The sequence below is a fragment of the Streptomyces sp. NPDC054794 genome (assembly GCF_053611585.1).
Genome location: NZ_JBSHAQ010000005.1, coordinates 25,920 through 50,080 on the forward strand (window position 1 = coordinate 25,920; position 24,161 = coordinate 50,080).

Annotated in this window: 17 protein-coding genes; 11 read left to right on the top strand and 6 right to left on the bottom strand. The window is 71.8% G+C overall.

Annotated features, from left to right (window positions below):
• Window positions 1-4: 4 nt before the first annotated feature.
• Window positions 5-727 (bottom strand): vWA domain-containing protein, encoded by a 723-nt coding sequence (locus ACWGKT_RS06505; RefSeq protein WP_453272743.1) that lies wholly within the window; start codon window positions 725-727, stop codon window positions 5-7.
• Between the two features lie 149 nt (window positions 728-876).
• Here ACWGKT_RS06505 and ACWGKT_RS06510 point away from each other — a divergent pair, with 149 nt between their 5' ends.
• The gene (locus ACWGKT_RS06510; RefSeq protein WP_453272744.1) at window positions 877-1,761 is read left to right on the top strand and encodes a rhomboid family intramembrane serine protease; all 885 of its coding nucleotides are present in this window, start codon (window positions 877-879) and stop codon (window positions 1,759-1,761) included.
• 93 nt (window positions 1,762-1,854) lie between these two features.
• Here the strand turns inward: ACWGKT_RS06510 and ACWGKT_RS06515 are convergent, their stop codons facing one another.
• Together ACWGKT_RS06515 and ACWGKT_RS06520 are read right to left on the bottom strand one after the other, a co-directional pair.
• On the bottom strand, window positions 1,855-2,877 hold the full coding sequence (locus tag ACWGKT_RS06515) for a glycoside hydrolase family 113 (protein WP_453272745.1): 1,023 nt from the start codon (window positions 2,875-2,877) through the stop codon (window positions 1,855-1,857).
• A gap of 35 nt (window positions 2,878-2,912) precedes the next feature.
• Window positions 2,913-4,730: a DUF2334 domain-containing protein gene (locus ACWGKT_RS06520; RefSeq protein WP_453272746.1), complete on the bottom strand. Its 1,818-nt coding sequence runs from the start codon at window positions 4,728-4,730 to the stop codon at window positions 2,913-2,915.
• Window positions 4,731-5,267: 537 nt separating this feature from the next.
• On the opposite strand from ACWGKT_RS06520, the gene ACWGKT_RS06525 reads away from it, so the two are divergent.
• The 3 genes from ACWGKT_RS06525 (at window position 5,268) to ACWGKT_RS06535 (ending at window position 8,504) form a co-directional block, all read left to right on the top strand.
• On the top strand, window positions 5,268-6,467 hold the full coding sequence (locus tag ACWGKT_RS06525; RefSeq protein ID WP_453272747.1) for a glycosyltransferase: 1,200 nt from the start codon (window positions 5,268-5,270) through the stop codon (window positions 6,465-6,467).
• Between the two features lie 166 nt (window positions 6,468-6,633).
• Window positions 6,634-7,797, top strand: coding sequence for a non-hydrolyzing UDP-N-acetylglucosamine 2-epimerase (wecB, locus tag ACWGKT_RS06530; RefSeq protein WP_356140640.1), 1,164 nt, complete (start codon window positions 6,634-6,636; stop codon window positions 7,795-7,797).
• Window positions 7,794-8,504 (top strand): family 16 glycoside hydrolase, encoded by a 711-nt coding sequence (locus ACWGKT_RS06535; RefSeq protein WP_453272748.1) that lies wholly within the window; start codon window positions 7,794-7,796, stop codon window positions 8,502-8,504. Before wecB ends, ACWGKT_RS06535 begins: the two co-directional genes overlap by 4 nt.
• A gap of 128 nt (window positions 8,505-8,632) precedes the next feature.
• Here ACWGKT_RS06535 and ACWGKT_RS06540 read toward each other — a convergent pair whose 3' ends face one another.
• From ACWGKT_RS06540 to ACWGKT_RS06550, 3 genes are all read right to left on the bottom strand, one after another.
• Entirely contained in the window at window positions 8,633-10,096 is a 1,464-nt protein-coding gene (locus ACWGKT_RS06540; protein WP_453272749.1) for a glutamate synthase subunit beta, read from the bottom strand.
• Window positions 10,089-14,681 (bottom strand): glutamate synthase large subunit, encoded by a 4,593-nt coding sequence (gene gltB, locus ACWGKT_RS06545; RefSeq protein WP_453272750.1) that lies wholly within the window; start codon window positions 14,679-14,681, stop codon window positions 10,089-10,091. The genes ACWGKT_RS06540 and gltB overlap by 8 nt, the downstream gene beginning before the upstream one ends.
• Window positions 14,682-15,086: 405 nt before the next feature.
• Window positions 15,087-15,818: a VIT1/CCC1 transporter family protein gene (locus ACWGKT_RS06550; protein ID WP_356140648.1), complete on the bottom strand. Its 732-nt coding sequence runs from the start codon at window positions 15,816-15,818 to the stop codon at window positions 15,087-15,089.
• A 229-nt stretch (window positions 15,819-16,047) separates the two neighbouring features.
• On the opposite strand from ACWGKT_RS06550, the gene ACWGKT_RS06555 reads away from it, so the two are divergent.
• From ACWGKT_RS06555 to ACWGKT_RS06585, 7 genes are read left to right on the top strand one after another with little or no spacing between them, the layout of a single operon-like run.
• Complete coding sequence (locus ACWGKT_RS06555; RefSeq protein WP_453272751.1) at window positions 16,048-17,385, top strand: ADP-ribosylglycohydrolase family protein; 1,338 nt, start codon at window positions 16,048-16,050, stop codon at window positions 17,383-17,385.
• The gene (locus ACWGKT_RS06560; protein ID WP_453272752.1) at window positions 17,382-18,665 is read left to right on the top strand and encodes an ADP-ribosylglycohydrolase family protein; all 1,284 of its coding nucleotides are present in this window, start codon (window positions 17,382-17,384) and stop codon (window positions 18,663-18,665) included. Before ACWGKT_RS06555 ends, ACWGKT_RS06560 begins: the two co-directional genes overlap by 4 nt.
• 8 nt (window positions 18,666-18,673) lie before the next feature.
• On the top strand, window positions 18,674-19,849 hold the full coding sequence (locus ACWGKT_RS06565; RefSeq protein ID WP_356140654.1) for an ADP-ribosylglycohydrolase family protein: 1,176 nt from the start codon (window positions 18,674-18,676) through the stop codon (window positions 19,847-19,849).
• Complete coding sequence (locus ACWGKT_RS06570; protein WP_356140656.1) at window positions 19,837-21,201, top strand: ADP-ribosylglycohydrolase family protein; 1,365 nt, start codon at window positions 19,837-19,839, stop codon at window positions 21,199-21,201. The genes ACWGKT_RS06565 and ACWGKT_RS06570 overlap by 13 nt, the downstream gene beginning before the upstream one ends.
• Window positions 21,198-22,091: a ribokinase gene (rbsK, locus tag ACWGKT_RS06575; protein ID WP_356140658.1), complete on the top strand. Its 894-nt coding sequence runs from the start codon at window positions 21,198-21,200 to the stop codon at window positions 22,089-22,091. Before ACWGKT_RS06570 ends, rbsK begins: the two co-directional genes overlap by 4 nt.
• The gene (locus ACWGKT_RS06580; RefSeq protein ID WP_235456510.1) at window positions 22,088-23,281 is read left to right on the top strand and encodes a CaiB/BaiF CoA transferase family protein; all 1,194 of its coding nucleotides are present in this window, start codon (window positions 22,088-22,090) and stop codon (window positions 23,279-23,281) included. Before rbsK ends, ACWGKT_RS06580 begins: the two co-directional genes overlap by 4 nt.
• On the top strand, window positions 23,278-24,090 hold the full coding sequence (locus ACWGKT_RS06585; RefSeq protein ID WP_453272753.1) for an HpcH/HpaI aldolase/citrate lyase family protein: 813 nt from the start codon (window positions 23,278-23,280) through the stop codon (window positions 24,088-24,090). Before ACWGKT_RS06580 ends, ACWGKT_RS06585 begins: the two co-directional genes overlap by 4 nt.
• Window positions 24,091-24,161: the final 71 nt, after the last annotated feature.

The window sequence follows — 24,161 nt, forward strand, 5'->3', positions numbered from 1 at the left end:
TCGATCAGGTCCGTACGATCCCCTGGGCCCGGGCGGCCGCGAGCCACTGCGGGAACTCGCCCACGATCCGGTCGTACAGCTCGGCGTCGGACACCCGGCGCGGATCCGAACCGGCGTGGAAGAAGCCCGCGTTGTCCACCGCCCGCCTGCCGGGCACCGCCAGCTCGTCCAGCTTGCGCAGGAAGTCGAACTGCTTGCTGCTCCGGTCGCCGAAGCCGATGAACTGCCAGAACAGCGGCAGCCTGGCCGCCTTGCACAGGTAGCGTTCCGCGGCGAGCTTGTTGATCGGGCCGCCGTCGGTCTGGAAGACGACGAGGGCGGGGGCGGTGGAGCCGCTGTCGAGGTAGTGGTCGATGACCGCGTCCATCGCCAGGTGGTAGCTGGTCTTGCCCATGTGCCCGAGCCCGGCCGCGATCCGGTCGATACGGCCGTGGTGATCGGCGAGGGCGATGTCGGTGACGGCGTCGATGTCCGTCGAGAAGAACACCACCGGTACCCGGCCGTCGTCGTCGAGGTGCGCGGACAGACCGAGCACGCGGTCGGCGAGCGCCTGCACGCTGCCGTCCTTGTAGTACGGCTTCATCGAGCCGGAGTAGTCGACCACCAGGTAGACGGCGGCCCGCAGGCCGTCCAGCCCGTGCTTGGTGAGGGACACACCGGCGGTGCGGTAGGGGCCGACCAGCGCGGGCGCGGTCTCCTCCAGCTTGCTGAGACTGATCGCGGCCATCAGGACTCCCCCTCGCTCCCGTTCCGGAGACCGAGAGTACGTGATCAGGTGCCCCTCCTCTCTCCGCTGTCACACCAGTTCGCTATTTTGTTCGCCGCCGTCCCCACCGGCTCTCACCCCCTGTCCCCACCCCTTCCGAGGAGCCGGCCGTGGATGCCGAATCCCCCGAGTCCACCGTCACTACCTGCTACCGCCATCCCAAGGTGGAGTCCCACGTCCGCTGTACCCGCTGCGACGGGTACATCTGCCCCGACTGCATGCGCGAGGCGGCCGTCGGTCACCAGTGCGTGGAGTGCGTGCGGGAGGGCGCCCGGTCGGTACGGCAGGCGCGCACCGCGTTCGGCGGCCGGATCACGGCCGTGCCGATGGTGACGTACGTCCTCATCGGGCTCAATGTGCTCGCCTATCTCGCCGAGTTGGCGCGCCCCTCGGTGGTGGACCGGTTCGACATGCTGGGGACCGTGCCCGCGGGCTATCTGCCGGAGGGCGTGGCCCACGGGGAGTGGTACCGGCTGCTGACCGGGGCGTTCTTGCACCTGCCGCCCACCGAGGGCACGTTCGGCATCCTGCACATCGTGATGAACATGGTGTCGCTGTGGAACCTGGGCCGGGTGGTGGAGGCGCAGCTGGGCCGCGTGCGGTTCACGGCCCTGTATCTGCTGTCGGCGCTCGGCGGCTCGGTCCTGGTGCTGCTGATCGCGCCCGAGACACCCACGCTCGGCGCGTCCGGCGCGATCTTCGGGCTGGGTGCCGCGTACTACGTCATGGCCCGCCGCCTGGGCGCCGACATGAACGCCGTCAACCGCTTCATGGCGGGCCTGCTGCTGTGGCTGGTGATCTCCGCGTGGGCCACGTCCTGGCAGGGCCACCTCGGCGGCCTACTGACGGGCGCCGCGGTGACACTGGCCTACGCGTACGTACCCCGGGGCCCCCGCCGGGCCCTGATCCAGGCCACGGTGTGCGTGGCGATGCTCGCGCTGCTGGTGATCCTGACGATCACCAAGGCCACGGAACTGACGGGCGGCGCCGGGTAGCCGGGCCCGGCGAGCACGCGAAGCCGGGCGAGGGGGCGATGTTGTCGTCCGTGGCTCGCCCGGTTCGGGTGGGTCCGGTGGGTGGGTGGGTGGTCAGGGGGACCACTTTTGGCGTAGCACCTCCTCCGCCGGCTTGCCGCGGGGGGTGTAGGACAGGCCGGTCGGGGTCTCGCCGCTGTTCGGCCAATCGTCCCACATCCACCAGCACACCCCGGCCCACCACCTGCGGCCCTCGAAGGAGTCGAGCAGGGCGCGGTAGGCGGCGGCCTGTTCGGCGGTGTCCGCCTGTTTGCTGACGGTCCAGGAGTAGGGGGCGGTGGTCGAGCCGCGCTGGCTGACGTAGCCCGCCTCGGTGAACAGGATGCGCCGGTCCTGCCGGGCGGCGAAGGCGGCGAGACGGGTGCGGATCGGGGTCCAGGCCCTGGCGAGGCGGGCGCTGTCGGTGGTGGGCCGGTCCGACAGGGGCCAGTAGGCGTCGATGCCGATGACGTCGAGCCGCTTCCAGAACCGGATGTGCTGGTACTCGTCGTAGTTGGCGGCGTAGGTCAGCGGTCCGTCGTAGTGGGCCCGGACCGCCTCGATCAGCTTCGTCCAGGCGGCGGTGTCGCCGGAGACCCCGGCGAGTTCGGTGCCGACGGCGAACTGCTCGGTGCCGGTGGCGGCGGCGAGGCCGGCGTAGTGCGTGATGAAGCGGCGGTACGCGGCGAACCAGGCGGCCCGGTCGCGGGGGCGGATCTCGGCGCGGTCGATGTCGCCGGGCAGGTCCACGTGCGGCTTGATCATCACCTTGAGGCCGGCCGCGTGGGCCCGCTTCACGATCCGGCGCAGACTCGCGTCGCTCGCGGTCTCCTCCGTCCGGTGCGCGGAGGCGTCGGTGACCCGGTCCTGGTACCAGGTCGGGGTGAAGGTGACCCAGCGGGCCCCGGCGGCCCGGATGCCGCGCAGATAGCGGGGCGCGGCCGGGCTGTCGTAGTCGGTGCGGTACCAGGAGGGCAGGGTGATGCCGCGCATCGTCGGGGCGGCGGGATGGGAGCGGGAGGCCCCGGTGCCGCCGTGGCCGGCCGCGGCCGGGCCGGTGGACGAGCAGCCGGTGACGGCGAGGAGGACCGCCGCCATGACGGCGACGGTCCTCCTCTTGAGGGCAGTCGCCGTCACAGCGCCGCCGGGCTGACGAAGGTGTAGCCGAGTGCCTTGATGCCGTCGATGGTGTCCTTCAGCGGCTGCACCGGGTAGTAGGGGTGGTAGAAGAAGCTCGCGACGCCGTCGCGGACCGCGAGGTTGGCCCGGGCCGAGTCGACGAGGTCGGCCGGCAGCCGGGCCGGGTGGTTGTTGTAGGCCTCCGGCTCGTAGTTGCCGATGTTCTCGGGCAGCACCTTGGTGCCGTACACGTCCTTCACCACGTAGGGGAAGAACTGCCCGATGAACCGGTTCGGGTCGGACGAGCTCCCGCTCAGCGTCCCGGCGAAGTAGAGCGAACGCTCCAGCCGCGCCGAGAAGTTGGAGCTGAAGACCTTGTAGTCGGCCGCCGAGCCCGCGTAGTGCGGGGTGGTCCACAGGGTCGGCCGGGGCAGGCCCGCGAGGAGGAACTGGGTGAGCGCGCTGGTCACCCGGGTCTGCGCCCACAGGGCGGAGTCCTCGGCGACGGGCCCGTCGTAGACGACGTTGTTCGCGGCGTCGACGTGTGCCCGGTAGAACTCGAAGTCGTCACCGGTCACCCCGTTGTAGGGGTTGGCCACGTTGCCGTACTGGTGCGTGTAGCCGTGGTCCATCAGGACCGCGCCCCGGCTCAGCATGTACTTGAGTGCGCTGACCACCTGCGGGCGCTGGACGAGCGTGACCGTCTGCGGGACACCGTTGTTGTAGGCGCCGTTGGGGTCCGTGTAGACGGGGATCACGTTGATGCCGTAGGGGATGTGCTGCGAGTAGAGGTAGTCGGCCATCGCCCGGAGCTCGGTGGGATCCGAGTCGGGGCTGATGTCCTCCAGGCGCACCACGGCGCGGTGCCGCTCGGCGGTGGCCGGGGCGAGGGCGTCGAAGAGCAGGTCCTCGAAGGCGATGACGCGGTCGCTCTCGGAGACGTAGGCGAAGGGGATCTCACCGATGTAGGTGAGGTTGGACGAGCGGACCGCCCAGCCGAAGGTGTGTCCGTTGGAGCTGTCCAGGCCCTCCGCGAGCCGGGTGACGGCCGGATATCCCGTGCCGGCCAGGACGTTGGGGCGCAGCACGCCGCCGTCCTGCCCGGCGGGGATGGTGCGGGTCAGGGTCTGACCGCGGTACGTCACCTGCGTGACGTTGCCCACCGTGCCGCCGTCCTCGTAGTACGACGTCGTCGGGTCCCAGCCGTACTTCTGCGTGAACTGGGTGTCCCCCACCGCGTTGGCCATGCCCCAGATGTTGGCGCCCATCCAGATCACGGGCTTCGTGCTGGTGGAGGCGTCCTGGTAGAAGGCGGCCGGGATGGCGTCCGGGACGGTGCCGCCGTAGTAGGTCGAGCCGATGTAGATCACCGTGGAGTACGAGTCGATCATCCCGGCGGTGTACTGCTGGACCGGCTTGGCCGTCACCGTGCCGAAGTGGCCGGTCAGGTTGGCCGTGGCCATCGCGTACAGCTCGCCCAGCTGTCCGTAGGGGCCGGCCGTGTCGTAGAGCACGAGGGCGGACGGGTCGGCGGCGGCCGCGGCGTCCGCCGGGGCGAGCAGGGCGGCCGCCTGCTGGGTCACGGCGCTCGCGGTGCGGACCGGGAGGCCGGCCGCGGTCGCGAGGGTGGTTGTGGTCTGCGGTCGGTCGTGGCGGGCCTCGTCGGCCGTGAGCTGGGACTGCGCCCAGCCCTTGAGGTCGACGCGGCTGAGTCCTGATGCGGTGCCGCCGGCCTCGCCGGGGCGGGGCTGCTGCTCCCCGGCCGCCTGGGCGCCGGCGGCCAGGAACGTGCCGCTGAACACGGCGGTGACGAGCAGCAGAGCGACGGACATCCTGGAGGTTCCCCGCCTCCGGGACGAGTTGAAAGGTCTCACGATCTTCCCCCCACTTTGCCAATCATTGGCAAAGGCTTTTGCTGGCAAGAAGGCACTGATTCTTCTGGCGGTGCACGAAGGGTGTCAATGGGCAGAAGGGTGAATTCCCGCCGGACCATCAGACACCGCCGGAAGCCCCCACATGGCCTTTTTCCGGTTTCGCTTCGTAGGCCTCATGGAGGTCTGCTACGTTCACCTTCGCGCGCTGGGGACGCGCATCGAAATGTGGGGGGAAAATGTACGGACGACCCGCCTTGGGGGCACTGCTGCCTCTTGCCGGGGCGATGGCCGCACCAGAAGCAATACCCGGCCTACCTTTGGCCAAAGCGCTACAGGCGATAGCCGGGGCCGGATTCCTGTTCTATTGCCTCACGGCCTGCCTGATACTGCTGGCCCGGGTACATCTGCGTCGGCAGGCGACCAGGATGCGGATGCATACCGGGGGCAGTCGTGATCGTTGAGTTGCTCCTGTGGTCGAGCATCACTCTCATTGTGATGGCCGGCTGTTACAACACGAGCCTATTCCTTCTCTCGCGGCGCAGAATTCGCCGCTCCCGGACCGACCGGAGAGAACGCTTCTACGTATTTCTCATCGCATGCCTGAACGAGGAAAAAGTCCTTTCCGAAAGCCTGGCGCGCATCACCTCGCTGCCCGTCGGGAATTTCATGGCACTGGTGATCGATGACGGCTCGGAAGATCGCACCTATCAGATCGCCCGGGCCGCCGACCCGAACCTCGTTCATGTGCACCGGCGCACACCACCCGACTGCCGCCGGGGCAAGGGTGCCGCACTCAACGACGGGGTGCGGCACCTCAGGGAGTCCGGCCTGCTCGCCGGGTACGACCCGGCGGACGTGGTCCTGTGCGTGGTCGACGCCGACGGGCGGCTCGATCCGCACGTCGTGCAGTCGGTCGACCCCTACTTCGACGACCCTCGTACGGGCGCGGTTCAGGTCTGCGTCCGTATGTACAACCGTCACCAGGGGCTCCTCGCGCGCATGCAGGACATGGAGTTCGTCGTCTACGGCGACGTGTTCCAGAGCGCACGCCGGTTCATAGGCAGCGTGGGCATGGGCGGGAACGGGCAGTTCATGCGGCTGTCGGCGCTCAACACCCTGGACGGGAACGGTCCGTGGAGCGACAGCCTGACCGAGGACCTCGACCTCGGGGTGCGGCTGATCGCCAAGGGCTGGACCAACATGCACTGCACCACCGCCGCGGTGTCCCAGCAGGCCGTGCTCAGTCTGCGGCGCCTGGTCCGGCAGCGATCCCGCTGGTTCCAGGGACATCTGCAGTCCGCCGGTCTCGTCCCGCTCATCCTGCGGGACGTGCCGACCCGGCCCGCGCTGGACATGCTCTACCACCTGTCCAGCCCGGTGCTGATCCTGCTGACCTCGCTGCTGCCCGTCTCCTTCCTGGTCGCCCTGGGCGCCACCGTGGTGGCCTCCGTCCAGGTGGGACACGCGCTCGTGTCGCCCATGTGGCTGCTCGGGCCCTATGTGCTCTCGTTCACGGCCGCCTACACGTACGGCTTCGTGTACTTCAAGCGTGAGCGCCGGCTGGGACTGGTGCGCTGTGTGCTCCTCGCCCACGTCTTCGTCTTCTACGGCTACATCTGGTTCGCCGCCGGCTGGTGGGGGTTCTGGCGGATGCTCACCGGCAAGCAGACCTGGCTGAAGACCGCGCGCACCTGAGGACGTCCGTCCCGCGCTCGCGACGTACCCGCCGCGCCTTCTCTCGTCTCACCTTCTCTCATCGCTCTCATCGCTCTCATCGCACCTTCTCTCTCATCTCTTCTCCGCACCGCTCACGCTCTCGCGCGGTCCTGCGACGACCACGCGTGCCCTAGGGGGGCCTTCCATGTCCACACCTGTCTCAGTCATGCCCGTACGCGCCATGCTCGTCCTCGGCACCCGGCCGGAGGCGATCAAACTGGCGCCGGTGGCGCGGGCGATGGCCGACAGCCCGCAGTTCGAGCCGATCGTCGTCACCACGGGACAGCACCGCGAGATGCTCCACCAGATGCTCGGCCTGCTATGCGTCGATGTACGGATCGCGCTCGACGTGATGCGCAGCCGCCAGCAGTTGTCCGAACTGACCGCCCGTCTGGTCGGCGAGCTCGGCGAGGTCATGCGGGAGCAGCGGCCGGACCTGGTCGTGGTGCAGGGGGACACCACGACCGCGCTGGCCGGCGCGCTGGCCGCGTTCTACGAGAAGATCCCGGTCGCCCATGTCGAGGCCGGGCTGCGCACCGGGGTGATCGACAACCCCTTCCCGGAGGAGCTCAACCGCAGCCTCATCGGCCGCATCGCCCGCTGGCACTTCGCGCCGACCCCGGCCGCGGCCCGGCACCTGACCGAGGAGGGCGTCCCGGTGGAGCAGGTGTTCACCACCGGCAACACCGTGATCGACAACCTGCTGTGGGTGCTGGCCGAGGGCACCGGCACCTCCGCGTTCCGCACCGAAGCCAAACGGATCCTCGTCACCCTGCACCGCCGGGAGAACCAGGGCGAACGGATGCGCGGCATGGGCCGGGCGCTCACCCGGCTCGCGGGGCGCGGGGACGTGGAGATCGTGCTGCCGCTGCACAAGAGCCCGGCCGTGCGGGACGCGCTGCTGCCCGAACTCGACGGCCACGCCGGCATCTCGCTCGTCGAACCGCTCGACTACCTGGACTTCGCGGCCACGCTGGCCGAGTGCGACCTCGTGCTCACCGACTCCGGCGGCATCCAGGAGGAGGCGCCGAGCCTGAGCAAGCCCGCGCTGGTGCTGCGTACGACCACCGAACGCCCGGAGGCGGTCGAGGTGGGCGCCGCCCGGCTGATCGGCACGGATCCGGAGGCCATCGTGACCTGGGCCGAGCGGCTGCTGGACGATCCGGCGGAGTACCGCAGGATGGCCGGCGCGGGCAACCCGTTCGGCGACGGACGGGCCACCACGCGCGTACTCGCCCAACTGGCCGAGGACTTCGCCGCCGATGTGCCGGTCGGCCTCACCGCCTCCGGGCCATACTCGACGGCATGACTCAGACACCCCTGCGCCCCGTCCGCCGGATCCCACTGATCCCGCCGGGGCGCAGGGGCCGCCTGCTCAGTGCCCTGGCCCTGGTCCTCACGCTGACCGCCCTGCTGTCGGTCACCCTCACCCAGTGCCGGGGCGACGACGCGCCGCCTCCCGCGCCCTGGATCGACGGCTCGACACACGGCCGTTGGCTGTCGGTGTTCAACGGCCACGGCACGAACGTGGGCGACGACGACTCCCTGTCGCTGTCCCCCAGGGCCGCGGAGGACCCGGGCACCACGCACGCGGGGCTGGTGGTGAGCATCGCCTCGTACACCGATGTGCGGTACGAGGCCCGGATACGGACGGTGCGGCAGCTGCGGGATCCCGACCCGAACCCGTGGGAGGTGCCGTGGCTGGTGTGGGCGTACACCGATCCGGAGCACTTCTACTACATCACCCTCAAGCCCAACGGCTGGGAGCTGGGCAAGCGGGACCCCGCCTATCCGGGCGGCCAGCGCTTCCTGGCGACGGGGCGCACGAAGTACCCCGTGGGTGACTGGTACACGGTGCGCGTGGAGCAGCAGGGCGCGGTGCTCGCGGTGTCGGTGGACGGGAAGCCGCTGGTGACCTTCACGGACACCGAACGCCCCTACAACCGGGGCCGGGTGGGGGCGTACACCGAGGACGCCACCGTCAAGTTCGAGGGGCTGCGGGCCGGTTCGGGCTGAGGGGTCCGCACATGCGCCGACGCCTGCCCGGTCGTCCGGTCGGGGACAGTGGGGCAGGCGCCGTCGGTGTTCCGTACGCCTTTGTACGGGACGTTGTATGAGGGAACGTCAGGTTCCCGTTGTCGCCGTCAGACCGTCAGTGCGCGGTCCGTCGGGCGGATCGGGGCCGGCAGGTCGCTGGCACCGGTCAGGAAGCGGTCGCAGCCGCGGGCGGCCGAGCGGCCCTCCGCGATGGCCCACACGATGAGCGACTGGCCGCGGCCGGCGTCACCGGCGACGAACACGCCCGGCACGTTGGTCTGGAAGTCGGCGTCGCGGGCGATGTTGCCGCGCTCGTCGAGCTCCAGGCCGAACTGCTCGACCAGGCCGTTCTCCCGGTCGGTGCCGGTGAAGCCCATCGCGAGGGTGACCAGCTGGGCCGGGATCTTGCGCTCCGTGCCCGGCTTCTGGGTCAGCTTGCCGTCGACGAACTCGACCTCGATCAGGTGCAGCCACTGGACGTTGCCGTCCTCGTCGCCCTCGAAGTGCGTGGTCGAGACGGAGTAGACCCGCTCGCCGCCCTCCTCGTGGGCGCTGGTGACCTTGTAGAGCATCGGGAAGGTCGGCCACGGCTGGCTGACGTTGTTCCGCTCGTCGCCCGGGCGGGGCATGATCTCCAGCTGCGTGACGGAGGCCGCGCCCTGACGGTGGGCGGTGCCCACGCAGTCGGCGCCGGTGTCGCCGCCGCCGATGACGACGACGTGCTTGCCCTCGGCCGAGACCGGGGCGGTGACGTAGTCGCCCTCCTGGACCTTGTTGGCCAGCGGCAGGTACTCCATCGCCTGGTAGACGCCCTTGAGCTCGCGGCCGGGGACCGGCAGGTCACGGGCGGTCGTGGCACCGGCGGCGATGACGACCGCGTCGTACCGCTTCTTGAGGTCGGTCGCCTTGAGGTCGCGGCCGATCTCGATGCCGGTACGGAAGCGGGTGCCCTCCGCGCGCATCTGCTCGATGCGGCGGTTGATGTGCCGCTTCTCCATCTTGAACTCGGGGATGCCATACCGCAGGAGGCCGCCGACGCGGTCCGCGCGCTCGTAGACGGCGACGGTGTGGCCCGCCCGGGTCAGCTGCTGGGCGGCGGCCAGGCCCGCCGGGCCCGAGCCGATGACCGCGACCGTCTTGCCGGACAGGCGCTCGGGCGCCTGCGGGGCGACGTCCCCGGTCTCCCACGCCTGGTCGATGATCGAGACCTCGACGTTCTTGATGGTGACGGCGGGCTGGTTGATGCCGAGCACGCACGCCGACTCGCAGGGGGCCGGGCAGAGGCGACCGGTGAACTCCGGGAAGTTGTTGGTCGCGTGCAGGCGCTCGGAGGCGGCCGCCCAGTCCTCGCGGTAGGCGTAGTCGTTCCACTCGGGGATCAGGTTCCCCAGCGGACAGCCGTTGTGGCAGAACGGGATGCCGCAGTCCATGCACCGGCTGGCCTGCTTGCTGATGATCGGCAGCAGGGATCCGGCGACGTAGACCTCGTTCCAGTCCTTGAGGCGCTCGCTGACGGGACGGGTCTGCGCGACCTCACGGCCGTGGTTCAGGAAGCCCTTCGGGTCAGCCATTGATCGCCGCCTCCATCATCTTCTCGTGGGTCTCGGTCTCGGAGAGACCGGCTCGCTCGGCGGCGTCCTTGGCGGCGAGCACTGCCTTGTACGTGCTGGGGATGATCTTGCTGAAGCGCTGCACGGCGGTGTCCCACTCGGCGAGCAGCTTCTCGGCGACGGTGGAGCCCGTCTCCTCCTGGTGCCGGCGCACCACGTCGTGCAGCCACTGCCGGTCGGCGTCGTCGAGCGCCTCGACGCACTCCAGGTTGCCGACGTTGACGTTGTCGCGGTTCAGGTCGATGACATAGGCGACGCCACCGGACATGCCGGCCGCGAAGTTGCGGCCCGTCTCGCCGAGGACCACCGCGTGACCGCCGGTCATGTACTCGCAGCCGTGGTCGCCCACGCCCTCGGAGACCACCGTCGCACCGGAGTTGCGGACGCAGAACCGCTCGCCAGTGCGGCCGCGCAGGAACAGCTCACCGCCGGTCGCGCCGTACGCGATGGTGTTGCCCGCGATCGTCGAGTACTCGGCGAGGTGGTCGGCGGCCCGGTCCGGGCGGACGATCACACGGCCGCCGGACAGGCCCTTGCCGACGTAGTCGTTGGCGTCGCCCTCCAGGCGCAGCGTGACGCCGCGCGGCAGGAAGGCGCCGAAGGACTGGCCGGCCGAGCCCGTGAAGGTGATGTCGACGGTGTCGTCGGGCAGACCCGCGCCGCCGAACTTCTTCGTCACCTCGTGGCCGAGCATGGTGCCGACCGTGCGGTTGATGTTGCGGATCGCGACCTGGGCGCGCACCGGCTGGGCGTCGGTCGCCGAGTCGGCGGCCAGGGCGTCGGCGGCGAGCTTGATCAGCTCGTTGTCCAGCGCCTTCTCCAGACCGTGGTCCTGCTCGACGATCCGGTGGCGGACCGCGCCGTCGGGCAGCTCGGGCACGTGGAACAGCGGCTCCAGGTCCAGGCCCTGCGCCTTCCAGTGGTCGACGGCCCGGGTGACGTCGAGCGCCTCGGCGTGGCCGACGGCCTCCTCGATGGAGCGGAAGCCCAGCTCGGCGAGGATCTCGCGGACCTCCTCGGCGATGAACTGGAAGAAGTTCACCACGTACTCGGCCTTGCCGGTGAAGCGGTCGCGCAGCACCGGGTTCTGGGTGGCGACGCCGACCGGGCAGGTGTCCAGGTGGCAGACGCGCATCATGATGCAGCCGGAGACGACGAGCGGCGCGGTCGCGAAACCGAACTCCTCGGCGCCGAGCAGCGCGGCGATGACGACGTCACGGCCGGTCTTCAGCTGGCCGTCGGTCTGCACGACGATGCGGTCGCGCAGGCCGTTGAGCAGCAGCGTCTGCTGGGTCTCGGCGAGGCCGAGCTCCCAGGGACCGCCGGCGTGCTTGAGCGAGGTCAGCGGGGACGCACCGGTGCCGCCGTCGTGACCGGAGATCAGGACCACGTCCGCGTGCGCCTTGGACACACCGGCCGCGACCGTGCCGACGCCGACCTCGGAGACCAGCTTCACGTGAATCCGCGCCCGCGGGTTCGCGTTCTTCAGGTCGTGGATCAGCTGCGCCAGGTCCTCGATCGAGTAGATGTCGTGGTGCGGCGGCGGGGAGATCAGGCCGACGCCCGGGGTCGAGTGCCGGGTCTTGGCCACCCACGGGTAGACCTTGTGGCCGGGCAGCTGGCCGCCCTCGCCGGGCTTGGCGCCCTGGGCCATCTTGATCTGGATGTCGTCCGCGTTGACCAGGTACTCGGAGGTCACACCGAAGCGGCCGGAGGCGACCTGCTTGATGCTGGACCGGCGCGCCGGGTCGTACAGACGCTCCGGGTCCTCGCCGCCCTCACCGGTGTTGGACTTGCCGCCCAGCTGGTTCATGGCGATGGCGAGGGTCTCGTGCGCCTCCTTGGAGATGGAGCCGTACGACATGGCGCCGGTGGAGAAGCGCTTGACGATCTCGCTCGCCGGCTCGACCTCGTCGATGGAGATCGGCTGCCGGTCGGACGTGAAGCCGAACAGGCCGCGCAGCGTCATCAGGCGCTCGGACTGCTCGTTCACGCGGTCCGTGTACTTCTTGAAGATGTCGTAGCGGCCGGTGCGCGTGGAGTGCTGGAGGCGGAAGACCGTCTCCGGGTCGAACAGGTGCGGCTCGCCCTCGCGGCGCCACTGGTACTCGCCGCCGATCTCCAGCGCACGGTGCGCGGGAGCGATGCCGGAGGCCGGGTAGGCCTTGGCGTGGCGGGCGGCGACCTCCTTGGCGACGACGTCGATGCCGACGCCGCCGATCTTGGTGGCCGTGCCGTTGAAGTACTTCTCCACGAAGCCCTCGTCCAGGCCGACGGCCTCGAAGACCTGGGCGCCGCGGTAGGAGGCGACGGTCGAGATGCCCATCTTGGACATGACCTTCAGGACGCCCTTGCCGAGGGCGTAGATCAGGTTGCGGATGGCCTTCTCGGCCTCCATGCCCGGCAGGAAGGTGCCCGCGCGGACCAGGTCCTCGACGGACTCCATGGCCAGGTACGGGTTGACCGCGGCGGCGCCGAAGCCGATGAGCAGGGCGACGTGGTGGACCTCGCGGACGTCGCCGGCCTCGACCAGCAGGCCCACGTGGGTGCGCTGCTTGGTGCGGATGAGGTGGTGGTGGACGGCCGAGGTGAGCAGCAGCGAGGGGATCGGCGCGTGCTCGGCGTCCGAGTGGCGGTCCGACAGGACGATCAGGCGGGCGCCGTTCTCTATGGCGGCGTCGGCCTCGGCGCAGATCTCGGCGATGCGCGCGGCGAGGGCGTCACCGCCGCCGCTCACCCGGTACAGGCCCGAGAGGGTCGCGGCCTTGAAGCCGGGCATGTCGCCGTCGGCGTTGATGTGGATGAGCTTGGCCAGCTCGTCGTTGTCGATGACCGGGAAGGGCAGGGTCACGCTGCGACAGGAGGCCGCGTTCGGCTCCAGGAGGTTGCCCTCCGGGCCGAGCGAGGAGCGCAGCGAGGTGACGAGCTCCTCGCGGATGGCGTCCAGCGGCGGGTTGGTGACCTGCGCGAACAGCTGGGTGAAGTAGTCGAAGAGCAGCCGCGGGCGCTCGGAGAGGGCCGCGATCGGGGAGTCCGTGCCCATCGAACCGATCGGCTCGGCGCCGGCCTTGGCCATGGGCGCCAGGATGACGCGCAGCTCCTCCTCGGTGTAACCGAAGGTCTGCTGGCGGCGGGTGACCGAGGCGTGGGTGTGGACGATGTGCTCGCGCTCGGGCAGGTCGCCCAGCTCGATCTCGCCGGCCTCCAGCCACTCGGCGTAGGGCTGCTCGGCGGCGAGGGTCGCCTTGATCTCGTCGTCCTCGATGATGCGGTGCTCGGCGGTGTCGACGAGGAACATCTTGCCGGGCTGCAGGCGGCCCTTGCGGACGACCTTGGCCGGGTCGATGTCCAGGACGCCGACCTCGGAGCCGAGGACCACGAGGCCTTCGTCGGTGACCCAGTAGCGGCCGGGGCGCAGACCGTTGCGGTCGAGCACGGCGCCGACCTGGGTGCCGTCGGTGAAGGTAACGCAGGCGGGGCCGTCCCAGGGCTCCATCATCGTGGAGTGGAACTGGTAGAAGGCGCGCCGGGCCGGGTCCATGGAGTCGTGGTTCTCCCACGCCTCCGGGATCATCATCAGCACCGAGTGCGGCAGCGAGCGGCCGCCCAGGTGCAGCAGCTCCAGCACCTCGTCGAAGGAGGCGGAGTCGGAGGCGTCCGGCGTACAGACCGGGAAGACGCGGTCCAGGTTCCGGTCACCGAAGAGGTCGGAGACCAGCTGCGACTCACGGGCGCGCATCCAGTTGCGGTTGCCTTTGACGGTGTTGATCTCACCGTTGTGCGCGACGAAGCGGTAGGGGTGCGCGAGCGGCCACGACGGGAAGGTGTTCGTGGAGAAGCGCGAGTGGACGAGCGCGACGGCCGAGGCGAAGCGGCGGTCGGACAGGTCCGGGAAGAAGGGCTCCAGCTGGCCGGTGGTCAGCATGCCCTTGTAGACGATGGTGCGGGCCGAGAGGGACGGGAAGTAGACACCGGCCTCGCGCTCGGCGCGCTTGCGCAGGACGAACGCCTTGCGGTCCAGCGCGATGCCCTCGCTGGCGCCGTCGGCGACGAAGACCTGCCGGAAGGTCGGCATGGTCGAACGGGCGGTGGCGCCCAGCAGCTCGGGAGCGACCGGGACCTCGCGCCAGCCGAGGACGGTGAGGCCCTCCTCGGCCGCGATCGTCTCGATCTTCGAGACGGAGTCCTCGGTGTCCTCCTCCGGGAGGAAGGCGATACCGACGGCGTAGGAGCCCGCCGCGGGGAGGTCGAAGCCGGCCACCTCGCGGAAGAAGGTGTCCGGGACCTGCGAGAGGATGCCCGCGCCGTCGCCGGAGTCGGGCTCGGAGCCGGTGGCGCCGCGGTGCTCCAGGTTGCGCAGAACCGTGAGGGCCTGTTCGACCAGCGCGTGGCTCGCCTCACCGGTCAGGGTGGCCACGAATCCGACGCCACAGGCGTCGTGTTCATTGCGGGGGTCGTACATACCCTGCGCAGCAGGGCGAGCATCCATGAACGACCAGTTCTGGCCATTCGCGGAATGCTGGGACGGCTGGCGCGGCGTACGCATCGGCTCTCCCGTCGTCGTCATGTGGCATGTGGCAAGTGCCGAGGGACGACGTTGGCCCTCTGCTGTGTGGCTAAATTTCGTGCAGGTTACATGATGGAGCGATGCTCGGGAACCGGATACTCCGTTCCAACATGCGGACGCCGCCGGGTCGCGGCAGGGTGCCGTGGGTGACGGCAGGGTGCCGCACGCGGGCGGCTGAAAGTGTGTGGGGACCGAGCCGGACAAGATCGATCAGATCGGCACCGGTTGGCCCGCGAGGGGGGCGGGAGGAGCGTGTCGCCCATCCCGCGGGTGCACGGCAGGCCTCATTGCCCGCAGCGCTTACGGCTCATGCCCCGTGGTTAAGCGTTTGAAACCAGCGAGTAACGGCTACTTATACGGCCCAACGCATAGGTAGCATCGAGATCATCCTACGGCCGTTCCGAACAAGCTGCCCAGGGCGTACGTCACACCGGCCGCGGCACCGCCGAGCGCGAGCTGCCGAAGACCGCTGAACCACCAGGTGCGCGCCGTCACCTTGGCCACCACGGCACCACAGCCGAACAGCCCGGCGAGCGCGAGCAGCACGGCGGGCCACAGCGCGGCCGCGCCCAGCAGGTACGGCAGTACGGGCAGCAGGGCGCCCAGCGCGAAGGAGCCGAACGACGACACGGCCGCGACCAGCGGGGACGGCAGGTCACCGGGGTCGATGCCGAGTTCCTCGCGGGCGTGTATCTCCAGGGCCTGCTCGGGGTCCCGGGACAGCTGCCGGGCCACCTCGCGGGCCAGCGCGGGCTCCACGCCCCGGGCCTCGTACAGCGCGGCGAGCTCCGCCTCCTCGTCCTGCGGGTGCTTGCGCAGCTCGCGCCGCTCCACGTCCAGCTCGGCCTCGACGAGTTCGCGCTGCGAGGCGACGGAGGTGTACTCACCGGCGGCCATGGAGAAGGCACCCGCCGCGAGGCCGGCGAGCCCGGTGATCACAATGGTCTGGTGACCGACGGCGCCGCCCGCGACGCCGGTCATCAGGGCGAGGTTGGAGACCAGGCCGTCCATCGCGCCGAAGACGGCGGGGCGCAGCCAGCCGCCGTTCACGTCACGGTGCGTGTGGTTGTCGCGGTGCGCCTCGTGCAGCGCGGCCTCGGTGTCGATGATGGCCACAGGGATCCCCCAGGAATGCTTAGGCAAAGCTAACTTTTGGACGTGTTCTACTTTTCGACAACACTGAACGTACGCTCCGAAATTCCTTCGCGCCAGCAAGGAAAGGCTGGGCTAACCTGCGGTTTTACCTGGCTTTGCTCATCCGAGTAGAGGACTGCACACATGTCGACCGGGTGACGCTGCGGGCCGACAGGCTCTCCGGCGGCGCTCCCGTGGGACACATCCCCGTATGGCATCGATCGCCGGCATTCCGTCGGTCCCGGCACCCGGGGACGCCGCCGAACTCCGTGAACGGGCGCGTGGCGCGCTGCTCGGACTGGCCGTCGGGGACGCGCTCGGGGCACCCGCCGAGAACCTGAGACCGTCCGAGATCCGGGCCCGCTGGGGCCGCATCACCGGGTACGTCGCCGAGAAGCCGTCCGGCACCGACGACACCGAGTACGCGATCTTCTCCGGGCTGCTGCTGGCCCGGCACGGCTCGGCGCTGACACCGGGCCATGTCGAGGCGGCCTGGCACCAGTGGATCGCCGACCGGGAGGAGGGCCCCTTCCGGGGCGCGGGCTTCAGCGAGCGCGGCACGCTGGAGAACCTGCGCCGGGGTCTCGCGGCGCCCATCTCGGCCCAGCACCGGCACGCCTGGAGCGACGGGCTGGCCATGCGCGCGGCCCCCTTCGGGGTGTTCGCGGCGGGCCGCCCCGCCGAGGCGGCCCGGCTGGTGGCCATCGACGGCTCGGTCAGCCACGACGGCGAGGGCATCTACGGCGGCCAGGCGGTCGCGGCCGGGGTGGCGGCGGCGATGGCGGGCGCTCCGCCCAGCGTGGTCGTCGCCTCCGCGCTTGCGGTGGTCCCCGACGACTCCTGGACGGCCCGCTCGCTGCGCCGGGCGGTGGCGGTGGCCCATCGGGGCGAGCGGGCGGTCCGCTCCGCCGTCGTGATCGGCGGCTACCCCTGGACCGACCTCGCGCCCGAGGCGGTGGCGCTCGCCTTCGGCGCGTACGCGGCCTGCGACGGCGACTTCCGGCAGGCCGTCCTCACGGCGGTGAACATGGGCCGCGACGCCGACACCACGGCCGCGGTGGCCGGCGCCCTGGCCGGCGCCACCCAGGGCATCACGGCGATCCCTCCCGACTGGGCCGCCGCCATCGGCCCGGCCCGCGGCACCTGCCTCCCCTCCATGTCCGGCCACCACGTCCTGGACGTGGCCGAACTCCTGGTACCGGGAGAGGGCGGCAAATGGGGAGCGGACGTGGTGCACCCGGCCTTCCTCCCCACGGCGACACGGGGCCCGGCCTGGGAGAGGGCGGGGGCGGGTACGGCCGAGGGGAACACCGTGTCCAGCGGGGGACGGGAGTCGGTGCCGGATCCGGGGCGGGAGTGCGTTCCGGATGCCGTGCGGGATCCCTCTCCCGGCAAGCGGAGTGGGGGGCCGCGGGCGGGGCGTCGTGGGGCCGGGGCTCAGTCGGGTGAGTCGGGGGGTGGGTGGGTGAAGGTTCGGGGGGTCAGGGGGCGGAGTCCCCTGGTGGCTCCTGCCGTGTCCGGTGACATCGACGACGAGGTGCAGCCATGACCCGCCCCATCGAAACCTGGCGTATCGCGGCAGCCGGTCCTGCCGAAGCCGTCGGCAGCGAAACCTGCCGTGCGGAGACCCACCGGACAAAGACCCGCCCGGCAGAGACCGGCCGTGCAGACACCCGCCCCACGGACACCCACCCTGCAGACACCCGCCCCACGGCGAGCCGTCGCGTCGAAGGACTACTCCTCGGGCTCGCCGCGGGCGACGCCGCCGGGTGGCCCGCCGGGCGGCACCGGGCCGCGCGGATGCCGGAGTGGACGCGCAGGCTGACCCGCGAGCTGGACACCTTCGCCGAGCAGAACGCGACGACCACCCTGCCCGTCCCTATCGCCCTCAACCAGCCCCCGGAGCCGCTGCGCCTCGGCCCCTCCGACGACGCCGAGTGGGCGGTGTTCGCCGCGGAGGCGGTCCTGCGCGCCGGTGACGACACCGTGCTCGGAGACCTGAGCCGGGGGCGCCGGACGCGCGCCGCCATCGACCTCACCTGGAGCGCCGTGGCCTCCGAGGTCGCCGCCGCGGCCGAACGCGCCCCCGAGGTCGAGTCCGCGGTCCTGCCCCTGCGCGCCCGCATCTCCGTCCGCGCCGGACTCGGCAACCTCGCCACCGGCCTGCGCCCGCCCGCCACCGGCCACGACAACCCGCACTACTTCGACGACGCGGCCTGCGTCAGGGCCTGCGTCCTGGCCGTCGCCCACCCCGGCGACCCCCGCCGCGCCGCCGAACTGGCCGAGTTCGACGCCCGCTACACCCAGGACGGCGACGGCGTGCACGGCGCCAGAGCCATGGCGGCGGCCCTCTCGCTCGCCCTGGCCGGAACGGACGTCGGCGCCTGCGTCACGGCCGCGCTCGCCGAGCTGCCCGAGGAGACCGAGATCGGCCGCAACGCCCGCCGCGCGCTCCAGCTCGCGCACGCCGCCGAGAGCTCCTTCGCCCTCATCCCCCTCCTCGAACACGAGATCGTCGACCACGTCTACAGCTACGGCATCGCCGCCGCCGAAACCGTCCCCGTCGCCCTCGCCCTGGCCACCGCGGCAGGCGGCCGCATCGCCGAGGCCGTGCCCGCCGCCGCCTGCCTGTCCCGGGTCGCCGACTCCGCCCCCGCCCTCGCGGGCGCCCTCACCGGAGCGCTCGGCGGCGGCGCCTCCATCCCGTCCGCCTGGCGGGACGCCTGCCGCACCCTCTCCGGCTGCACACTCCCCCGTCTCACCGGCACCGACCTGGTGGAACTCGCCGAACTCCTGGAAGCCACACAACCGGCCCGACCAGGAGGATGATTCGGGGCATGACGCCCAAAGCACAAGAAAAAAGCGGCGCCGGCCTGGACGAACGGATCACCGGAGCACTCGTCGGAGCGGCCGTCGGCGACGCCCTCGGCGGCCCCGTCGAGGGCTACTCCCCCGACCAGATCCTGGAACGCCACGGGGGTCGTGTCACCGGGATCGTCGGCCCCTGGAACGGCGACGCCTGGCGCACGGCCCGCCCCATCGCCCCGTACCACAAGGGCGACGGCCACGTCACCGACGACACCCTGATGACCCACGCGCTGGTCCGGGTGTACGCGCGGGTCCGCGACCACCTCGACGCCTACGCGATCGCCGACCACCTGGTCCCGGACCTGATGACGAACCCACGCTGGATCCCGGAACTTCAGGCCGAGGCACTCCCGTTGCAGCGGATCTTCCTCGCCGAGAAGTGGCTGGTGGCGCGGCTGGCGTACGGTCACCTGGACCCCCGCGAGGCCGGCACCGGCAACATCGTCAACTGCGGCGCGGCGATGTACATGGCCCCCGTCGGCCTGGTCAACGCGGCCAACCCGGCGGGCGCGTACGCCGAGGCGCTGGACGTCGCGGGCGCGCACCAGTCGTCGTACGGCCGTGAGGCGGCGGGCGTCTTCGCGGCGGCGGTCGCGGCGGCGACGACGCCGGACGCGACGCCGGACTCGGTGGTGGCCGCGTGTCTGTCCCTGGCGAAGGACGGGACCCGGTCGGCCATCGAGCGGGTCTGCGAAGTGGCCGCCGGATACACCGAGTTCGAGTCGGCGCTCGCGCCGCTGCGCGAGGCGGTGGCCCCCTACGACACGGTCGGCCCCGACTACCGCGCCCCCTCCCTGGCCGCCCGCCGCCCCTCCCGCCTGCACGCGATCGAGGAACTCCCCGTCGCTCTCGGCATGTTGCTCGTCTCCGGCGGCGACTACCGCCGGGCGGTCCTCGGGGCGGTCAACTACGGCCGGGACTGCGACTCGACCGCGACGATGGCCGGGGCTCTGGCGGGCGCCCTGGGCTCCCCGGTCCCGGAGGACTGGTCGAAGACGGTGGCCGAGGCGAGCCGCCTGGATCTGTGGGAGCCCGCGCGCGTCCTCACCGAGGTCACTCGGGAGGTCTTCGAGCGGGACGTACGGCGGCGGCGCACGCACGAGCGGGCCGTCGAGCGGCTCGGGGGTCCCGCATGCTCCGCCTGACGTGGGTCCAGCCGGAGGACCTCGTGGGCCACGAACTGCGCCAGGCCCGCCAGGACGGCCGCGAGCCCTCGGCGATCGCGGCGCGCTGGCGGGCGGCGGGCGGCGAGGAGGCTCCGGAGCGGGCGGGAGCCTCGGCGCGGCGGGCGTCACCCTATCTGCGGCTGCTGGCGGAGGACCTGCTGGACGAACTGGTCGACCTGCCCGGCACGTTGTCCGAGCGGGAGCCGACGAGCCTGGCGCGGATCAAGGCGCTGTGTCCGGACTGGCCGGAGGCGGCCGCCGTCCGTGAGGTCCCCGGCCCCCGCGCCCTCGAAGCCGCCTGGCTCGGCCGGGCGGCCGGCTGTCTGCTGGGCAAACCGGTTGAGAAACTCCCGCTGGACGGCATCCGCGCGCTCGCCCGCGCCGCCGGGAACTGGCCCCTGACCACCTGGTTCACCGCCCGCGGCGTTCCCGGGGAGCTCCTCGCGGCCCACCCCTGGAACCGCCGCTCGGCGGCCACCTCCCTCGCCGAGAACATCGACGGCATGCCGGAGGACGACGACCTCAACTACCCCCTGCTCAACCTCCTCCTGCTCGGCCGCCACGGCCGGCACTTCACCACCACCGACGTGGCCGCGCTCTGGCTCGACGAGCTCCCGGCGGGCCGCGCCTTCACCGCCGAGCGCATCGCCTACCGCAACCTCCTCACCGGCATCGAGCCCCCGCGCACCGCCCGCCACCGCAACCCCTTCCGGGAATGGATCGGCGCCCTGATCCGCGCGGACGTGCACGGCTGGACCAACCCGGGCGACCCGGCGGCCGCCGCCGAACAGGCGCACCGCGACGCCACGCTCACCCACACCGCGAACGGCGTCTACGCGGCGATGTTCGTCGCGGCCACCATCGCCGTCGCGGCCACCGGCACCCAGGACGTGCACGCCTGCCTGCGCACCGGCCGCACGGTGATCCCGCCCCGCTCACGCCTGGCCGCGGCCGTCGACCACGCCGTCGAACTGGCCCGGGCCCACGAGGACTTCGACGACGTGGTGGACGCGCTGCACGCCCGCCACTCCCCCACCCACCACTGGGTCCACGCCGTCCCCAACACCGCCCTGATCGCCGCCGCCCTCACCCACGCGGACGGCGACTTCACCGGGTCCGTCTGCCGTGCGGTGTCGGGCGGCTGGGACACCGACTCCAACGGCGCCACGGCGGGCAGCGTCGCCGGCCTCCTCGCCGGGTCGCCCGCCGCCCTGCCCGACCGCTGGACCACCCCGTTGAAGAACCGGCTGGCCACCTCCGTCGCCGACTTCGACGGCACCGGCTTCGACACCCTCGCCCACCTCACGCACCTGGAGGCGACCCGCCCATGACCCATATCGCCGTACTCGGCAGCTTGAACATGGACCTCGTCGCGTACGTCGAGAGGGCTCCGCAGCGCGGGGAGACCGTGACGGGACGGGAGTTCCGTACGGTCCCCGGCGGCAAGGGCGCCAACCAGGCGATCGCCGCGGCCCGGGCGGGCGCGACGGTCTCGATGATCGGCGCGGTCGGCAACGACGCCTACGGCGTCCGGCTGCGCGACACCCTGGAGCACTCCGGCGTGGACACCGACTCGCTGCGCACGGTGCCGGGCCCCTCGGGCACCGCGCACATCGTCGTGGACGACGAGGGCGGCAACTCGATCGTGGTGATCCCCGGCGCGAACGGCACCGTGGACCACCTCTCCCCCGGCGACGAGGGCGTGATCGCCTCCGCCGACATGCTGCTCCTGCAACTGGAGATCCCCATGGCCGCGGTCGTCGCGGGCGCGGAGGCCGCGCGCCGGCACGGCGTCCGTACGGTCCTCACGCCCTCCCCCGCCCGTCCGCTGCCGCCCGAACTCCTCGCCGTCACGGACCTGTTGGTCCCGAACGAGCACGAGGCCGCGGCCCTCAGCGGCGCCCTCGACCCGCGCGAGGCGGCGGCCGTCCTGCTCGTCCAGGTGCCGGAGGTGGTCGTCACCCTCGGCCCGACCGGCAGCCTCTATCTGGCCCGGGGCACCGAACCGCTCGTCTGCCCGGCGCCGCAGGTGGACGCCGTGGACTCGACGGGCGCGGGCGACACCTTCGCCGGCGCGCTCGCGGTGGCGCTCGCCGAGGAGCGGCCGATCCGGGAGGCGCTGCACTGGGCGGCCGCGGCGGCCGCCATCTCCGTACAGCGGGAGGGGGCGTCGGTGTCGATGCCGTACCGCCCGGAGATCGAGGCGCTGTACACCGCATGAGCACCCCACAGCCCCTCAGCGGCCTGCGCGTCCTGGATCTCGCCACGCTCTTCGCCGGTCCCCTCTCGGCCACCCTGCTCGGCGACTTCGGCGCCGAGGTGATCAAGGTCGAGCATCCGGCCAAGCCCGACCCGTCCCGCGGCCACGGCCCCTCGAAGCACGGCATCGGCCTGTGGTGGAAGCTGCTCGGCCGCAACAAGCGCACCATCACCCTCGACCTGTCCAAGCCCGGCGGCCGCGCCACCCTGCTGCGGCTGGCCGCCACCGCCGACGTGATCGTCGAGAACTTCCGGCCCGGCACCCTGGAGAAGTGGGACCTGGGCTGGGCGGAACTGTCCGCCGCCAACCCGCGGCTGATCCTGACCCGGGTCACCGCCTTCGGTCAGTTCGGCCCGTACGCGCACCGCCCCGGCTTCGGCACCCTGGCCGAGGCGATGAGCGGCTTCGCGGCGATCACCGGGGAGCCGGACGCGCCTCCCACGCTGCCGCCCTTCGGGCTCGCCGACTCCATCGCGGGCCTGGCCACGGCCTACGCGGTGATGACGGCGCTCGCCGCCCGGGAGCGCACCGGCGAGGGACAGGTCGTCGACATGGCGATCATCGAGCCGATCCTGACGGTCCTCGGCCCGCAGCCGACCTGGTACGACCAGCTCGGTTACGTGCAGGAGCGCACCGGCAACCGGTCCGCCAACAACGCCCCGCGCAACACCTACCGCACGGCGGACGGCACCTGGGTCGCCGTGTCCACGTCCGCGCAGTCGATCGCCGAGCGCGTGATGCACCTGGTCGGCCGCCCCGAGCTGACCGAGGAGCCGTGGTTCGCGACGGGTGCCGAGAGGGCCGCGCACGCCGACGTCCTCGACGAGGCGGTCGGCGGCTGGATCGCCACCCGCACCCGCGACGAGGTCCTCGCGGCCTTCGAGAAGGCGGAGGCGGCCGTGGCCCCCGTCCAGGACGTACGGGACGTGCTCACGGACCCGCAGTACCAGGCCCTCGACACCGTCACCGCCGTCGACGACCCCGAGCTGGGCCGACTGCGCATGCAGAACGTCCTCTTCCGGCTGTCCGCCACGCCCGGCGCGATCCGCTGGGCGGGCCGCCCGCACGGCGCGGACACCGAGGCCGTCCTGACCGAGCTGGGCCTGACGCCGGCGGACCTCGCCGCCCTGCGCGCGGAGGGCGCCCTGTGATCCCCTTCCCGCTGACCTGGCTGTACGTCCCCGGCGACCGCCCGCACGTGGTCGCCAAGGCGTTGGCCTGCGGTGCGGACGTCGTGGTGATCGACCTGGAGGACGCGGTCGCCCCCGACCGCAAGGCGTACGCCCGCGCGGCGACGGCGGAACTGCTGGCCGAGCGGCAGCCGGCCCGGGTCCATGTCCGGGTCAATGCCCTGGACGGGCCGTGGGCGGCGGACGATCTGCTGGCCATGGCCGCGCTGCCGGGCGTGTCCGGGCTGCGGCTGCCCAAGGTGACGGCCGCAGCCGAGGTGGTGCGCGTCGCGGAGAGCACCGGGCTCCCGCTGTACGCGCTCCTCGAATCGGCCCTGGGCATCGAGCACGCCTACGCCATCGCCTCCGCGCACGCGGCCCTGCGGGGCATCTCCCTCGGCGAGGCGGACCTGCGGGCCGACCTGGGCGTACGGGAGGAGGCCGGCCTGGACTGGTGCCGCTCGCGGGTCGTGGTGGCCGCGCGGGCGGCCGGGCTCGCCCCGCCGCCGCAGTCCGTCCACCCCGACATCCGCGACCTGGAGGGCCTCGCCGCCTCCTGCGCCCGCGGCCGCGCCCTCGGCTTCCTCGGCCGCGCCGCCATCCACCCCCGGCAGCTCCCGACCATCGAGCGGGCCTACCTCCCCACGGAACAGGAGATCGAACAGGCTGAGACGATCATCAAGGCGGCGACGACGGAACTGGGCGCCCAGGCCCTGCCGGACGGACGCTTCATCGACGCGGCGGTGGTGGCGGCGGCCCAGCGGACCCTGTCCCTGACCCGCCGCGACTGAGCCTCCCGGCCCCGCGGCCCCGTACAGGGCCAGGACATACGGCGAGGGCGCCCGGAACACACCGGGCGCCC

Coding starts and splice junctions, on each gene's coding strand:
- ACWGKT_RS06505 (WP_453272743.1), bottom strand. CDS start 727: ATGGCCGCGATCAGTCTCAGCAAGCTGGAGGAGACCGCGCCCGCGCTG.
- ACWGKT_RS06515 (WP_453272745.1), bottom strand. CDS start 2,877: ATGGCGGCGGTCCTCCTCGCCGTCACCGGCTGCTCGTCCACCGGCCCG.
- ACWGKT_RS06520 (WP_453272746.1), bottom strand. CDS start 4,730: ATGTCCGTCGCTCTGCTGCTCGTCACCGCCGTGTTCAGCGGCACGTTC.
- ACWGKT_RS06525 (WP_453272747.1), top strand. CDS start 5,268: ATGGCCGGCTGTTACAACACGAGCCTATTCCTTCTCTCGCGGCGCAGA.
- wecB (WP_356140640.1), top strand. CDS start 6,634: ATGTCCACACCTGTCTCAGTCATGCCCGTACGCGCCATGCTCGTCCTC.
- ACWGKT_RS06535 (WP_453272748.1), top strand. CDS start 7,794: ATGACTCAGACACCCCTGCGCCCCGTCCGCCGGATCCCACTGATCCCG.
- ACWGKT_RS06540 (WP_453272749.1), bottom strand. CDS start 10,096: ATGGCTGACCCGAAGGGCTTCCTGAACCACGGCCGTGAGGTCGCGCAG.
- gltB (WP_453272750.1), bottom strand. CDS start 14,681: ATGCGTACGCCGCGCCAGCCGTCCCAGCATTCCGCGAATGGCCAGAAC.
- ACWGKT_RS06555 (WP_453272751.1), top strand. CDS start 16,048: ATGGCATCGATCGCCGGCATTCCGTCGGTCCCGGCACCCGGGGACGCC.
- ACWGKT_RS06560 (WP_453272752.1), top strand. CDS start 17,382: ATGACCCGCCCCATCGAAACCTGGCGTATCGCGGCAGCCGGTCCTGCC.
- ACWGKT_RS06565 (WP_356140654.1), top strand. CDS start 18,674: ATGACGCCCAAAGCACAAGAAAAAAGCGGCGCCGGCCTGGACGAACGG.
- ACWGKT_RS06570 (WP_356140656.1), top strand. CDS start 19,837: ATGCTCCGCCTGACGTGGGTCCAGCCGGAGGACCTCGTGGGCCACGAA.
- rbsK (WP_356140658.1), top strand. CDS start 21,198: ATGACCCATATCGCCGTACTCGGCAGCTTGAACATGGACCTCGTCGCG.
- ACWGKT_RS06580 (WP_235456510.1), top strand. CDS start 22,088: ATGAGCACCCCACAGCCCCTCAGCGGCCTGCGCGTCCTGGATCTCGCC.